Source organism: Aggregatibacter sp. (genome assembly GCF_057314075.1).
Genome location: NZ_DBHLAR010000005.1, coordinates 141,002 through 155,222, shown reverse-complemented (window position 1 = coordinate 155,222; position 14,221 = coordinate 141,002). Strand labels below are relative to the sequence as shown.

The 14,221-nt window shown below is 43.3% G+C and carries 13 protein-coding genes; 6 read left to right on the top strand and 7 right to left on the bottom strand.

What is annotated here, in order from left to right:
* Positions 1-8 precede the first annotated feature (8 nt).
* From ispE to ACO5E4_RS04220, 6 genes are all read right to left on the bottom strand, one after another.
* Positions 9-929 (bottom strand): 4-(cytidine 5'-diphospho)-2-C-methyl-D-erythritol kinase, encoded by a 921-nt coding sequence (gene ispE, locus ACO5E4_RS04245; RefSeq protein WP_485862178.1) that lies wholly within the window; start codon positions 927-929, stop codon positions 9-11.
* A complete protein-coding gene (gene lolB / locus ACO5E4_RS04240; protein WP_314953424.1) occupies positions 926-1,552 on the bottom strand; it encodes a lipoprotein insertase outer membrane protein LolB in 627 nt (208 codons plus the stop codon). Before lolB ends, ispE begins: the two co-directional genes overlap by 4 nt.
* A 74-nt stretch (positions 1,553-1,626) precedes the next feature.
* Positions 1,627-2,895 carry a multifunctional CCA addition/repair protein gene (locus tag ACO5E4_RS04235; RefSeq protein WP_485862177.1) on the bottom strand — a complete coding sequence of 423 codons (1,269 nt, stop codon included), beginning with the start codon at positions 2,893-2,895 and terminating at the stop codon, positions 1,627-1,629.
* Positions 2,895-3,506 (bottom strand): TIGR04211 family SH3 domain-containing protein, encoded by a 612-nt coding sequence (locus ACO5E4_RS04230; RefSeq protein ID WP_454905088.1) that lies wholly within the window; start codon positions 3,504-3,506, stop codon positions 2,895-2,897. The genes ACO5E4_RS04235 and ACO5E4_RS04230 overlap by 1 nt, the downstream gene beginning before the upstream one ends.
* A gap of 77 nt (positions 3,507-3,583) precedes the next feature.
* Positions 3,584-4,849, bottom strand: coding sequence for an inorganic phosphate transporter (locus ACO5E4_RS04225; protein WP_454905090.1), 1,266 nt, complete (start codon positions 4,847-4,849; stop codon positions 3,584-3,586).
* 25 nt (positions 4,850-4,874) lie between these two features.
* Positions 4,875-5,555 (bottom strand): TIGR00153 family protein, encoded by a 681-nt coding sequence (locus tag ACO5E4_RS04220; RefSeq protein WP_006717512.1) that lies wholly within the window; start codon positions 5,553-5,555, stop codon positions 4,875-4,877.
* A gap of 158 nt (positions 5,556-5,713) precedes the next feature.
* Here ACO5E4_RS04220 and ACO5E4_RS04215 point away from each other — a divergent pair, with 158 nt between their 5' ends.
* Positions 5,714-6,787, top strand: a complete 1,074-nt coding sequence (locus ACO5E4_RS04215; protein WP_485862176.1) for a CYTH domain-containing protein — start codon at positions 5,714-5,716, stop codon at positions 6,785-6,787.
* A gap of 4 nt (positions 6,788-6,791) precedes the next feature.
* The gene (gene radA / locus ACO5E4_RS04210) at positions 6,792-8,165 is read left to right on the top strand and encodes a DNA repair protein RadA (protein WP_109432870.1); all 1,374 of its coding nucleotides are present in this window, start codon (positions 6,792-6,794) and stop codon (positions 8,163-8,165) included.
* Between the two features lie 94 nt (positions 8,166-8,259).
* Here the strand turns inward: radA and cspE are convergent, their stop codons facing one another.
* Positions 8,260-8,469: a transcription antiterminator/RNA stability regulator CspE gene (cspE, locus tag ACO5E4_RS04205; protein ID WP_314953433.1), complete on the bottom strand. Its 210-nt coding sequence runs from the start codon at positions 8,467-8,469 to the stop codon at positions 8,260-8,262.
* Between the two features lie 374 nt (positions 8,470-8,843).
* Between cspE and lrp the strand changes: the two genes are divergently transcribed.
* The 4 genes from lrp to ACO5E4_RS04185 all read left to right on the top strand — a co-directional run bounded on the left by lrp (position 8,844) and on the right by ACO5E4_RS04185 (position 14,130).
* On the top strand, positions 8,844-9,323 hold the full coding sequence (gene lrp / locus ACO5E4_RS04200; protein WP_314953436.1) for a leucine-responsive transcriptional regulator Lrp: 480 nt from the start codon (positions 8,844-8,846) through the stop codon (positions 9,321-9,323).
* Positions 9,324-9,340: 17 nt separating this feature from the next.
* Positions 9,341-12,052 carry a DNA translocase FtsK gene (locus ACO5E4_RS04195; protein ID WP_485862175.1) on the top strand — a complete coding sequence of 904 codons (2,712 nt, stop codon included), beginning with the start codon at positions 9,341-9,343 and terminating at the stop codon, positions 12,050-12,052.
* Positions 12,053-12,160: 108 nt separating this feature from the next.
* Positions 12,161-12,778: an outer membrane lipoprotein periplasmic chaperone LolA gene (lolA, locus tag ACO5E4_RS04190; protein ID WP_314953442.1), complete on the top strand. Its 618-nt coding sequence runs from the start codon at positions 12,161-12,163 to the stop codon at positions 12,776-12,778.
* Positions 12,779-12,789: 11 nt separating this feature from the next.
* Positions 12,790-14,130, top strand: a complete 1,341-nt coding sequence (locus ACO5E4_RS04185; protein WP_485862174.1) for a replication-associated recombination protein A — start codon at positions 12,790-12,792, stop codon at positions 14,128-14,130.
* The last annotated feature ends 91 nt before the right edge of the window (positions 14,131-14,221 follow it).

The following is a 14,221-nucleotide window of genomic DNA, read 5'->3' as shown; positions in this document are numbered from 1 at the left end:
TTAGGGGGTTAACGGAGAAACGGATTACCACTTTTTAGCTGTTCCAGCATTGTGTGTAACGGTGAAACGTTTAATCCTTTGGCGACAAATCCAAAATATGCTTTTGGCATGTTGTCGAGCACGGATCGCGCGGATCTTTCATCGTCAAATTCCGCAAAAACACAAGCGCCGGTTCCTGTTAATCTTGCCGGAGCATATTCTACCAACCAGTTCAGTATTTCTTCAACCTCTGAATAGTGATCTCGTACAACTTTTTCGCAATCGTTTACGTATTCTTCGGACAATAATTGTTGCAGTGATTTTTTCGGGGTATTTCGCGATAAATCAGGAGAGGAAAAAACCACGGCGGTAGAAATAGACACATTCGGTTTAATCACTAAATACCACTTCTCCGGTGGTGCGCAATAAGTGATTTTTTCGCCCACACCTTCAGCAAAAGCCGCTTTGCCATGCACAAAAATGGGAACATCTGCGCCCAAGGTTAAACCAAGGGTGGCAAGTTGTTCGGTTTTTAAATGGGTTTTCCATAAATAATTTAAGGCGACAAGCGCCGTTGCCGCATTGGAGGAGCCGCCACCCACGCCACCACCGATGGGCAGAATTTTATCTAATTGCAAATCCGCGCCGAGTGAGCAACCGGTTTTTTGTTGTAATAAATGTGCCGCACGATAAATCAAATTATCTTCAGGTGCCAAATCAGCGATTGGCGAAATTAAATTGATTTTGCCGTCATTTCTTACCTTAATCGATAGCCAATCGCCAAAATCCAGAAATTGAAACAGCGTTTGTAATTCGTGATAACCATCCGGGCGTTTTCCGTTGATATACAAGAACAGATTTAATTTCGCCGGGCAAGGGAAACGCAGGCCGGCTTCATTATTTAAGCTTTCCGGCACTAAAAGTGCGGTGGAAAATTGGTATGTTTTCATTTTAAGTTCCATTCATCCACACGAATCTTCAGAGTTTGTCCTTCGGTCTTCAGCAAGATATTTTCCGGCATCGGTGGCTGTTGATTGAGGTGATAGGACAGATAGTCGGCCGTCCATGTTTTACCATCAACGCGATGAGTAAAAGAGCCGAGGAAATGATTGTCTGCCACTAAATAGTCGCTGTTATCTTTCGGTTGGCCTTTTAGCCAAAAGACAAATTGATCGAGTGGAAAATCCATGCCGATAATTTCTCTGAGTAACATTTTGGCATCGGTAGCGGAACGTTGACGGCCTTTATTGTCAGAAATTGTCATGCCTTGTGGGTGCATTTGAATTTGTAGCGTTTCACTGCTGAGTGTGGAATAAAGTTTTAACGTGTAATTTTGTGGATCCAGGTATTGCCAGTCAAAACGGGTAGAAAAACGTTCTTTCGTGCTGATATAACCCAGTTGGCCTAAAGCTTGGTAACTTTTGATTTGTTGTAACTGTTTTAAATGCTGTTGCCATGTGGGATCTGTTTTTTCGATGTATTTTACATCGGTAGGGCGTTGCTGATCGACGGTACAGCCGCCCAATAACAGTCCGGCGAAGAGAATACAAAGAGAAAATTTAATGGTTTTCATACAAGACCTGTTTGATAAAAAATAACGCTGATTTTACGGTTCGATTTTTATGGCGTAAAGCATTCAACGCCGGTTTAGGGTTTAAAGTGCGGTAGGATTTCTTGGCGTTTTTGTTTGACGGCAAAAATACGTCCGCGATTAAGCTGATCACGAATGGCTTTGTTTTCAAAACCGGCAGCAATAATAGATTGAATATCTACTTTTAATGCGGCTTGATACAAGGCGATGGCAAATTCTTGTTGAGGGTATTGAATGTGTTCAAATCCTTTGCGGCCTCGTGTATCGGCAAAACAAACAAGAAGAAACTCCATAAAACGCAATGGCTTACGCCACACATCAAAGGTATTAAAAAGTTTCACGATCGTTTCCGGGCGTAGCTCAAACACTTTGTGTACATGTGAATGATATTCGCAGGTGAGTTCTGCCAGTTGTTGATAATATGTCGGCACTTTTAAACGTTTACATAGAGCCCTTGTCGGTGCAATACCTAATTTTTCGTGTCCGTGGTGATGAGGCCAGTTTAGTTTTGGGGTACAGGCTTTGCCTAAATCATGACAAATGGCGGCAAAACGAACCGCACTTTTATGGCAATCGACCTGTTCGGAAAGCAGTGTTGCTTGTTGTAATACCATCATCGTATGCACGAAGCTGTCGATTTCCGGATGATATTTTGCCGGATTTGGCACGCCATAAAGGGCATCTAATTCGGGAAAGAGTACTTTGAGTGCTCCAACTTGACGCAAGGTTTCAAAGTAAATTTCAGGATTTTTTTCATTTAAGGCTTTTTCAGTTTCTGCCCAAACGCGCTCGGCCGTCAGATGCTGTAGCTCGCCTTGCGCACTAAGTGCGGCCATTAGTTGTAGGGTTTCATCAGCGATGTTGAAGCCTAAGTAATGATAGCGAGCGGCAAAACGGGCAACGCGCAAAACGCGTAAAGGATCTTCCGAAAATGCGGGGGAAACATGACGTAAAACACGTTTTTCTAGATCTTCCACGCCATGGTATGGGTCGCATAAATTGCCGGCTAAATCTTGCGCAATGGCGTTAATGGTGAGATCGCGACGAACTAAATCTTGTTCTAACGTGATGTCGGCAGAAAAATCGCAAATAAAGCCGGTGTAACCTTTGCCCGCTTTTCGTTCAGTACGCGCCAATGCATACTCTTCTTTGTTTTTGGGGTGGAGAAAAACCGGAAAATCTTTACCGACTTGTTGATAGCCTTGATTCAACAAATCTTGTGGCGTCGCGCCCACAATCACCCAATCCCGATCTTTGACGGGAAGGTTGAGAAGCTGATCGCGAACTGCGCCTCCGACTAAATAGACGTGAAATTTTTCCGCCATTATGACCAACTATCGCGACGACGGCGTTTAGGCATAATGAACGGTAGTGCTAAGCCGAGAACCAATCCCACGCCAAGCACCGACCCGCCGTAGATAAACCATTGAATGGCAATTTCGCGTTTGCCGGCATCTAACATGGCTTCTAAATCACGATTTTTATTTTTAGTCATTTCCAATTCCCGTTTTAGTTGGGAGTTTTGTTCCAATAATTCGCTGCTTTGTTGCTCCGCCTGTTTGGCTCGGCGTTGCATTTCTATCGTGCGTTTTTGCCAATCATTGTCTAAACGATTAAGTTTTAAACTCAACTCTTGAATTTGATTTTTTAATCTCGGATTTTCATCTTTGCTGCTGGCGTTAGTGCTGAGTTCACTGCTTAAAATCCAGGCTTCACGGTTTTTACTGTCGCGAACCAGCGTGTAGCGCTCTTTTTTATCTAATACGGTAACGGCTTCGCCTGCTTGAATGGTGCCGGCAATTTTAAATTGCTCGCCGGCACCTTTGCGTAGAAACGTGGAGAGGTTTTCTGTGACGTATTTTGTTTCTCCCTGTGCGGCAGACATGCCAACAGTGAAGCAAAATAGCGCAAGCAGTGTAGATAAAGCTTTTTGCATAGGGGAAATCCTTTATAAAAAAACGAAAAGTGCGGTGAATTTTTAACGTAAATATTAACCGCACTTTTCAGACAGGATTAATAGAAAATAGTTGTTAAGAGGTAATAAATAATAATGGCGAAGAACGCACCGGCCGGTAGCGTAACTACCCAAGAAACAACAATATTACGAATAACGTTTAAGTTAATGGCCGCAATACCACGCGCAAAACCAATACCTAATACCGCACCAACAAGGGTTTGCGTAGTGGAAATCGGCAATCCGGTACCGGAGGCGATAACCACGGTGGTTGCTGTTGCAAACTGGGCGGCAAAACCACGGCTTGGGGTGAGATCCGTAATGCCGGTGCCGATGGTTGCCATCACTTTGTAACCCATAACAATTAAACCGACAACAATCCCGGCAGCGCCTAAAGGCAGAATCCACCAAGCAAGGGGAACGTTGTTAACAATCTGACCGCCGCTTTCAATAATGGCAACAACCGCAGAAAGTGGGCCAATTGCATTAGCTACATCATTTGAACCATGGGCAAATGCCATAGCACAAGCAGTCATCAACATCAGAATACTAAAGACCTTTTCTACGCCTCCGAAGGAGCCGCTTTCCAACATTTTGTATTTAAATTTGATGCTACGGAAATAAAAGTGGCTGTAAATAATAGAAATAATGCCGATAGCAAAAGAAATCAGTAAGTTCTCTGTGCTACTTAAATTCAGTCCAATATGTTTTAACCCTTTGTTTAAGGTCACGATACACAAAATAAAAATAGTGATACCCATGTAATAAGGACCGTATTTTTGTGCATTTCTGAAAGGACTTTCTGTATCGAAAATGAGTTTTTGTGTGCTGATAAAAATAGCGTAAGCGAGTAAACCGGCAAGTAATGGGGTGATAAACCAGCTACCTACAATATTTTTAATGTTGCTCCAGTCGACGGAGTGCGGTCCTGCAGTCACGCAAGCAAAACCGATGATTGCTCCGATGATAGAGTGGGTCGTGGATACCGGCCAGCCCATGCGGGAAGCAATTAATAACCACGCGCCTGAAGCGAATAAAGCCGCCATCATACCGAAGACCAATACTTCCGGTTCGCCAACAAATTGCATAGTATCGATAATACCGCTTTTGATGGTTTCGGTGACTTCGCCTCCGGCAAGATAAGCTCCTGATGCTTCAAAAATCATTGCAATAATAATGGCTTGTTTCGCTGTGATTGTTCCTGAGCCAACGGATGTTCCCATTGCATTTGAAACATCGTTGGCTCCTACGCCAAAGGCCATGAAAAAGCCAAAAACGGCTGTAATGAAAATCAATAATGCGCCGTATTGATGAAGTAGTTCCATTGAAAAATACCTAAGTAAATGGAAATTATGAGCGAGCCAGCATTAATTCAATGCGTGAGCCGACTCGTTGTGCTTGGTCGGCAAGCACGCCAACCCATTCAATAATTTTATATAAGAACATGACATCGATGGGGTTGTAACGACCTTCAACCTCATAAAGCATTTTTCTTAATTTGATTTGCATTTGATCGGTATCATCTTCAATGATATCCAACTCGTTAATCATTTGATTAACAAAGTTTAATTCTCGACCTTTGAAACCGGTTTCTAATAGCTGATCCATTTCTTCAATCACTTTATGGGCTTGTTCGGTAGCATCTAAGCTGCGTCTTACATAGCTCATAAATTCATCATGCATTTCCGGCGGAATGCCAAATTGGCGTCCAACCATGCGGCCGGCAATGTCTTTTGCGTAATTTGCTAATTTGTCTTGTTGAGTAACTAATTCTAATAAATCGGTACGTTCAATCGGCATGAATAAACCGCGTGGTAATTTCAAACGAATTTCACGTTTTAATGCATCGGCTTGACGCTCATGAGCGGAAATATCTAAACGGAATTGTTCAGCGGCATTCCAGTCTTCACGGAAGATCGCTTCAAAGAAAGGAACCAATAATTCACAGCATTCAGTGACTTTATTGGAGTGTTTTTGTAACGGCTTTAAAGGGGAGTGGGCAAATAATCCAAGGATGTTATTCATTGCCATGAAAATGACTCCTAATTAAGGTTAATAATTTACGCGCATATTACCTGATGTAAATGAAAAATTCACGATTTTAATCGAAAAAAGCAGGCTTTTATTGGATAATAAAATCCATGAATTCAGAGTAAATACAAAACTTTATGATCTTAAAGGATTTTATCATGGTAAACGAAATCGAATTAAAATTAGCGGTCGGTGATATTCATGAGGAACAGCTCAATACCTTACTACATCATTTTCATGTTATTGAGCAGCAAGAAGCCTTTTTAACCAATACTTATTACGACACTGCCGATAACTATTTCACTCGACAGAAAATGGGCTTGCGTGTGCGTCAGCAAGGTGACCATTACACCTTGACCTTAAAAACCGATGGCAAAGTATCCGGTGGGTTGCATGTACGCCCGGAATATAACGTAGAATTGCCGACATCAGAACCTAATTTAGCGGCCTTAATTCGTCAGCATGGGCTTGTATTAGAAAATGTTGAAGAGCCCCTAAAGCCGATTTTTAGCACTGACTTTATGCGCCAAACATGGCTGGTTCAATATATGCCCGATTGCCAAATTGAAGTGGCATTTGATCAAGGAAATGTTATTGCAGGTGACAAACAACAGCCTATTCGCGAAATTGAGTTTGAGGTGAAGTCAGGTGAATTAGAACCATTTTTTGCCTTTGTTGCTGATTTCTTAACCCATTATGAGGGCAAGGTACATTTTTATTCCATCAGTAAAGCAAAACGCGGATATCAATTAGTCCAAAATAAAACGACGAAAGCCAGTGATTGGATTGAGCAATGGCGCGGCTTTTTGTATTCAGAGAAACGGATGCAAAAAACAGCAGAAAAATTGATTGCACTTTTAGCTTATGAGCAGTCTTTAGTAGAAGAAACACTGGCTTTAGGGGCTAATTTCTTTGCGGCAGATTTTATTAAAACCGTAGAACGCGTAGGCGCTTTTTTCAATTTATATCATTATTACGAAGATAATAAATCTTTGCTAGAAGCAGCATTAAATGAACAACAGACGGTGAATCAACATTATGCACAAGAAAATGTATTGAACGATTTAGCCGACGCGAATGCGGATGTTTTGGCGAAACTACATGACGTCATTCGTTTGCACAGTGAGACGAAAGATAATGCGTTGGCGATGAATAAATTGCTCGACCTTATTCAAACGCCGCAGTATGCACAACGCATGCTTTACTTGATTACATTAACGATCGGTGGATAACCCTATGGCGAAAACAAAAACAGCTTATGTTTGTAACGATTGCGGTGCGGAATATTCCCGTTGGCAAGGGCAGTGTGGTGCATGTAAAGCTTGGAATACCATCACCGAAGTGCGGTTAGTTTCTACGCCAAATAATAAAGCGGATCGATTTAGTGGCTATGCCGGAGAGACTCGCGCCAAAATTCAAACGTTAAGTGAAATTAGTCTACAGGAAACTCCGCGTTTTAGCAGTGGTTTTTATGAACTGGATCGCGTGCTGGGCGGCGGGGTAGTGCCGGGCAGTGCCATTCTGATTGGCGGCCATCCGGGAGCAGGGAAAAGTACGTTATTGTTGCAGGTGATGTGTCATTTGTCGCAAAAAATGACCGCACTTTATGTGACCGGCGAGGAATCTTTGCAACAAGTCGCCATGCGTGCCAAACGCCTCGGTTTACCACCGGAAAAATTGAATATGTTGTCGGAAACTTCGGTAGAACAGATTTGTAATTTGGCGGATCAATTAAAACCGCAAATTATCGTGATCGACTCTATTCAGGTTATGCATTTGGCGGATATTCAATCGTCACCGGGCAGTGTGGCACAGGTGCGTGAATGTGCTTCTTTTTTAACGCGTTATGCAAAAACTCGACAAGTGGCAATCATCATGGTGGGGCATGTCACTAAAGACGGCACCCTTGCCGGGCCGAAGGTATTAGAGCATGCCATTGACTGTTCCTTATTATTGGAAGGCGAAACCGATTCCCGCTACCGCACCTTGCGTAGCCACAAAAACCGCTTTGGTGCCGTGAATGAGTTGGGCGTATTCGCCATGACGGAACAAGGTTTGCGTGAAGTGAAAAACCCATCGGCGATCTTTTTAAGCCGCGGTGATGAACAAACGCCCGGTAGCTCCGTGATGGTGCTATGGGAAGGCACACGTCCGTTGTTGGTGGAAATTCAAGCGCTGGTGGATCATTCTATGCTTGCCAATCCACGTCGTGTTGCCGTAGGGTTGGAGCAAAACCGTCTTGCTTTATTACTGGCTGTGTTGCATCGCCACGGGGGATTGCAAATGGCGGATCAAGATGTGTTTGTAAACGTGGTTGGCGGCGTCAAAGTGACCGAAACAAGTGCCGATTTGGCGTTGCTTCTAGCGCTGATTTCCAGCTTCCGTAATCGCCCGTTACCGCAAGACCTTGTGGTGTTTGGTGAAGTGGGATTGGCGGGTGAGATTCGTCCTGTACCAAGTGGGCAGGAACGTATTAGTGAGGCCGCAAAACACGGTTTTAAACGTGCGATTGTTCCCTTCGGAAATAAGCCGAAACATGCGGTGGAAAACATGCAAGTGTTTACTGTGAAGAAACTTGTTGATGCACTGGGAATCTTAGATTCGCTTTAAAAAATGACCGCACTTTTGAAAATGCGGATGAATAAAAACGATAGATAAAAAAATAGCCCTTTTGAGAAGGGCTATTTTTATGTAGAAATGTTTCTTAAATCACTTCAACGTCAACGGCTGTCGGACCGCGTTGGGAATCTTGCACGTTAAAAGCAACACGGTCGCCTTCGTTTAACGTACGGAAATTATTGCCCACGATGCCGGAGAAGTGTACGAAAACATCTTTAGAACCATCTTCAGGTGCGATAAAACCGAAACCTTTTGCGGAATTGAACCATTTTACGGTGCCGTTTAATTTAGACATGTTGTCTTCCTTATTTTAAATAATGAAATGGTGTGCTTATGTTCAGCACGAATTGCTAGCGATTTAACTTAAATAGAGATGGGTAAATTGAATCTTCAAAGCACAAATTCAAAACTTGAATGAGGAAGAACCGAAATAACTAACTTACTGAAGTGATTGTCTAGCGTGGGGCTCATTAGAACACGCGAAAGAAATGAAAACAATCTCTTTTTGTTCAGATCTGCGTTGCTCTTTGATTGAATACAAAATAGGGTTAAACAAATTAAATTTTGTACTCAATGAATATTGGAGAGCTTTCTACTTTCTTACTGCAATATTGGGCCAAATAGGCTAGAATTAATCACTATTTTCTCTCATTCATACGAACGTCGCACATGGAAAAGAAATTAACAAAAGCTTTAGATGCCATTGATATAAAAATACTCAATGAATTACAACGCAACGGTAAAATTTCCAACATTGATTTGTCGAAAAAAGTAGGGTTATCTCCAACACCTTGTTTAGAACGTGTAAAACGTTTGGAAAGACAAGGGGTGATTATGGGATATCGCGCCTTACTGAATCCGGAATTATTGGATTCGCCATTGTTGGTGATTGTGGAAATTACTTTAGTGCGCGGTAAACCTGATGTGTTTGAGGAATTTAATTTAGCAGTGCAACAGTTGGATGAAATTCAAGAATGCCATTTAGTTTCCGGTGATTTCGATTATTTGTTGAAAACCCGAGTGGCGGATATGGCGGCATACCGTAAATTGCTCGGCACCACTTTGCTACGGTTACCCGGCGTGAATGATACCCGTACTTATGTGGTGATGGAAGAAGTCAAACAAACTAATTTTTTACAGTTGAAATAGAGATAAAGTCGTAACGCATGATTAAACGTATTACCGAACATTTTTCCCCGAAAGATTATTTATTAAATTTGTTGCTAGGTATGACCGCACTTTTCGGATTTTATCTGATCATTGCTTGGTTGGGATACACGCCGCTGGATAATTCTTGGGCGACCTCCAGTTTTTCGCCGGATACCATCAACAAAGCCGGCGCATTCGGGGCATGGTTTGTGGATTTATTTTTTGTACTTTTCGGTTATGTGGGGAATGTTATTCCGTTTATGTTGTGTTTTATTCCGACATATTTAATTCGTACTAAACGGGTAACTTCGCTGACATGGACGAAATTTAGCTTGCGGACATTCGGCTTTATTTTATTGCTTTGCGGATTGACAGTCATTTGTACATTGTCCTTTAACAACACGGCAAATTATTTGTCCGGTGGCGTGTTAGGCGGTTGGCTCACTTTAATGTTCTATGAAGCCGCCGGAAAATTCGGGTTGCTTGTCTTCGCAGGGATTTTTGCCCTCGCGGGATTTATTTTGTGTTCCGGGGCTTCGTTTATCCGATTGTTGGTTCGTTTTTATCAATGGTTAACCATGCAAACGCCGCCAGCAGAAGAAACGCAACCGCAATCGAACGAAAATGTTTCCGCTGAAGCAAAAGAAGAAATTATTTTGGTATCCCAAGAAAGCCTAATGACGCAGGCAAAAGCTTTGTCCGAAGAAAATTCAGCAGAAACCGGCACAGAATCAAATCATCAGCTTCACATCACCGGACTCTCTGAAGAAATGACATCAGTGTCTTCTGACAGTATGACGATTACTACGGAAAAAGAGACTGATACTGCTGAACCGTTAATTTCTTATGATTTTGAGCAGCAAGAGACATTACCCAATGTGACCATTGCCACACCGACGCCTCAGTCGGCGTTTACTACTACTTCACTTGCTCAAACGTCTTTATCATCAGTACAAGCGCATGTGGAACCGGCGACTGAACTTCAAAGTACGGTGGATTTTTCCCATGATTTTTCAGAACAGGAAATGATGCCGACGGTGTCTTTAGCAGTGCCACAGGCGAATATGTCTGAAGAAACTTTACAACCGACTCAAATTCATCATGAAACAACGGTGGTTGCGCCATCAGTGAGCAAAACTGAAGACGCTGAATCAACAATGCCTCAGATCACGCCACAATATAAGCCTTATGGCGATTCTCTTGTTCATCCGGCGTTCCAGCAGAATAAAGCTAACGTTGAAAAGCCGACTACACCATTGCCGAGCTTGGATTTATTAGATCGGCACCAAAGCAAAGCCCAAAATATTACTCAAGAAGAAATTGTGGAAACTTCGCAACGTATTGAACAACAGCTACGCAATTTCAATGTGAAGGCAAAAGTGAAAGATGTGTTGGTTGGGCCGGTGGTGACTCGTTATGAACTGGAGTTGGATCCGGGGGTCAAAGCGGCCAAAGTCACTGCCTTAGATACAGACTTAGCTCGTGCTTTGATGTTCCGCGCTATTCGTGTGGCAGAAGTGATTCCCGGCAAGCCTTATATTGGTATTGAAACGCCGAATGATCATCGCCAAATGGTGCCGCTTCGCGATGTACTCGACAGCGATGAATTCCGCAATGCAAAAGCCTTGCTTTCCATGGCATTAGGTAAAGATATTAGTGGTAAACCCATGATTGTGGATCTCGCAAAAATGCCGCATTTATTGGTGGCGGGAACGACAGGTTCCGGGAAATCCGTTGGCGTGAATACGATGATTTTAAGCTTGCTTTATCGCGTAAAACCGGAAGAAGTGAAGTTCATCATGATTGACCCGAAAGTGGTGGAATTATCCGTCTATAATGACATTCCTCACTTATTAACGGAAGTCGTTACGGACATGAAAAAAGCCGCTAATGCGTTGCGTTGGTGTGTGGATGAAATGGAGCGCCGCTATCAATTATTGTCTGCTTTACGGGTGCGTAACATTGAAGGTTTCAATGAGAAAATCGATGAGTATGATGCATTAAAAATGCCGATTCCAAACCCATTATGGCGTCCGGGTGATTCTATGGATCAGCTTCCGCCTCCGTTAGAGAAGCTGAGTTATATTGTAGTCGTTGTGGATGAATTTGCCGATTTAATGATGGTTGCCGGCAAACAGGTGGAAGAACTGATTGCGCGTTTGGCGCAAAAAGCCCGTGCAGTAGGGATTCACTTGATTTTGGCAACACAACGCCCTTCTGTGGATGTCATTACCGGTTTAATCAAAGCCAATGTGCCGAGCCGTATTGCTTTCACCGTGGCAACGAAAATTGACTCACGTACGATTCTCGATGCAGGTGGTGCGGAATCTTTGCTGGGCAAGGGCGATATGTTGTATTCACCGCAAGGCTCTACCGAATTAATCCGTATTCACGGTGCCTTTATGACTGATGATGAAGTTAGCCGTGTCGCAGACGATTGGAGAGCGCGTGGTAAACCGAATTATATTGAAGGCATTTTAGACGGCAATGAAGACGAAGATGCCTTAGAACGCTTAGGGGATAATTCGGGCGAGACCGATGAGTTGTTTGATGAAGTGGTCGAGTTTGTTGTCAGCACGGGCACAACTTCCATTTCTGCGATTCAACGCCGTTTCCGCGTGGGCTTTAACCGTGCAGCGAATATTATGGATCAACTGGAAGAACAGGGGATCGTCTCGCCATTGCAAAATGGCAAGCGTGAGATTTTGGCGCGCGGGGCGGATTATTAGAATGAATCTCTCCTTTTGAGGTTAAATGGTCACTTTATTTTTGGCCGTTTACCGGTGCATAGACTGAAGCGGCTAAAGGTAATCGGTTTAAACAAGGAATTGAATAATATGAAAAAAACGTTTCAAAAACTTACCGCACTTTCTCTTTTGACAATGGCGTCTCTTGCTTGGGCAAATGCTGATATTGAGTTACAGAATCGCTTAAATAAAGTGGATACGTTAAGTGCAGATTTTGCACAAACGGTGAGTTCGGCAAATGGTAAAAATGTGCAACAAGGCAATGGAAAATTACAAATTAAGCGTCCGAATTTGTTCCGTATGGACACTAAATCACCACAAGAAACCCAAATTATTGCCGATGGACAAACCCTTTGGTTCTATGATCCGTTTGTGGAACAAGTGACGGCCAATTGGGTAAAAGAGGCGGTAAATAATACGCCGTTCGTGTTGCTCACCAGCAATGAAAAAAGCCATTGGGCGCAATATTCGGTAGAACAAAAAGATGACACTTTCGTGTTAAAACCGAAAGCCAAAAACAGCAATATTAAGCAATTTGATATTCGTATCGATCAAAACGGTGTATTAAAAGGGTTTAGTACCATTGAAAAAGACGGGCAGTCTAATCAATATATTTTGCGCAATATTACCAACCAACATCTAGATAGCGGTTTGTTTAAATTTAGCGTCCCCAAAGGCGTAGAATTGGACGACCAACGTAAAAAATAAGCAATTGAACCATGTCTAACTTTAGCTTTGATTTCAACGAAAATGACTTTCGCCCTTTAGCGGCCAGAATGCGCCCAACTACTTTGGCACAATATTGTGGCCAGTCTCATTTGTTGGGCGAAGGTAAACCGTTGCGCAAAGCGATTGAGGCAGGCTATGTTCATTCCATGATTTTCTGGGGGCCACCCGGCACCGGCAAAACCACCTTGGCGGAAATTATTGCGCAACGTATTCAAGCGGAAGTGGAGCGTATTTCTGCTGTCACCAGCGGCATTAAAGAAATTCGTGAAGCCATTGAAAAAGCGAAACAAAATAAATTGGCGGGGCTGCGTACCATTTTGTTTGTGGATGAAGTGCATCGTTTCAATAAAAGCCAGCAAGATGCCTTTCTGCCGCATATCGAAGACGGCACCATTATTTTTATTGGTGCGACCACAGAAAATCCTTCCTTTGAATTAAATAACGCGCTGCTTTCCCGTGCACGAGTTTATATTCTCAAACCGCTTTCCACGCAGGAAATTGAGCATGTGTTGCAACAAGCGATCAACGATCCGAAAAACGGCTTGGGCAAAGTGCGGTTAGATTTGCAAGCGAATTTATTGTCGCTTTTGGCAGAATATGTCAATGGTGATGCGCGCCTTGCATTGAACTGCTTGGAAATGATGGTGGACATGGCCGCCGAATCCGAAAACGGTAAAATTTTAGACCGCACTTTACTTACAGAAGTGCTGGGGGAGCGTCAAGCGCGCTTCGACAAACAAGGCGATCGTTTTTATGATTTCATTTCTGCACTGCATAAATCTATTCGCGGCTCTGCACCGGATGCGGCGCTCTATTGGTATGCTCGGATTATCACGGCTGGCGGCGATCCCCTTTATGTGGCACGCCGTTTGTTGGCGATTGCCTCGGAAGATGTGGGCAATGCTGACCCGCGCGCAATGCAAGTCGCTCTTTCCGCCTGGGATTGTTTTACCCGCGTTGGCGCAGCTGAAGGCGAACGCGCTATTGCGCAAGCTATCGTGTATTTAGCCGTTGCACCAAAAAGTAATGCAGTTTACCTCGCCTTCAAAGCCGCGAAAAAATTGGCGATGGAATCGGCTGATTTTGATGTGCCGGAACACCTACGAAACGCCCCAACCAATCTCATGAAAGATTTGGGCTTCGGTGCCGAATACCGCTATGCCCATGATGAACCTCATGCCTACGCCGCCGGCGAAAATTACTTCCCGCCAGAACTTAAAGACACACAATTTTATTTTCCGACTGCAAGAGGGATGGAAATTAAGATGAAAGAGAAGCTGGACTGGTTAAAAGGATTGGATCAGGAAAGCCAGGAGAAACGTTATAAGTAGGGTTTCTATTTACATTCGAACCAGATAAAAGTGCGGTTGATTTTAGAATTGTTTTTTGATTTAAACACACATAAAAAAGGCTACTTCATGA

Bases quoted from the DNA above. Each gene is read 5' to 3' on its own strand.
- ACO5E4_RS04230 (WP_454905088.1), bottom strand. From the start codon at position 3,506: ATGCAAAAAGCTTTATCTACACTGCTTGCGCTATTTTGCTTCACTGTT.
- ACO5E4_RS04235 (WP_485862177.1), bottom strand. From the start codon at position 2,895: ATGGCGGAAAAATTTCACGTCTATTTAGTCGGAGGCGCAGTTCGCGAT.
- lolB (WP_314953424.1), bottom strand. From the start codon at position 1,552: ATGAAAACCATTAAATTTTCTCTTTGTATTCTCTTCGCCGGACTGTTA.
- ACO5E4_RS04195 (WP_485862175.1), top strand. From the start codon at position 9,341: ATGATTAAACGTATTACCGAACATTTTTCCCCGAAAGATTATTTATTA.
- ispE (WP_485862178.1), bottom strand. From the start codon at position 929: ATGAAAACATACCAATTTTCCACCGCACTTTTAGTGCCGGAAAGCTTA.
- ACO5E4_RS04220 (WP_006717512.1), bottom strand. From the start codon at position 5,555: ATGGCAATGAATAACATCCTTGGATTATTTGCCCACTCCCCTTTAAAG.
- cspE (WP_314953433.1), bottom strand. From the start codon at position 8,469: ATGTCTAAATTAAACGGCACCGTAAAATGGTTCAATTCCGCAAAAGGT.
- lrp (WP_314953436.1), top strand. From the start codon at position 8,844: ATGGAAAAGAAATTAACAAAAGCTTTAGATGCCATTGATATAAAAATA.
- ACO5E4_RS04225 (WP_454905090.1), bottom strand. From the start codon at position 4,849: ATGGAACTACTTCATCAATACGGCGCATTATTGATTTTCATTACAGCC.
- radA (WP_109432870.1), top strand. From the start codon at position 6,792: ATGGCGAAAACAAAAACAGCTTATGTTTGTAACGATTGCGGTGCGGAA.
- lolA (WP_314953442.1), top strand. From the start codon at position 12,161: ATGAAAAAAACGTTTCAAAAACTTACCGCACTTTCTCTTTTGACAATG.
- ACO5E4_RS04215 (WP_485862176.1), top strand. From the start codon at position 5,714: ATGGTAAACGAAATCGAATTAAAATTAGCGGTCGGTGATATTCATGAG.
- ACO5E4_RS04185 (WP_485862174.1), top strand. From the start codon at position 12,790: ATGTCTAACTTTAGCTTTGATTTCAACGAAAATGACTTTCGCCCTTTA.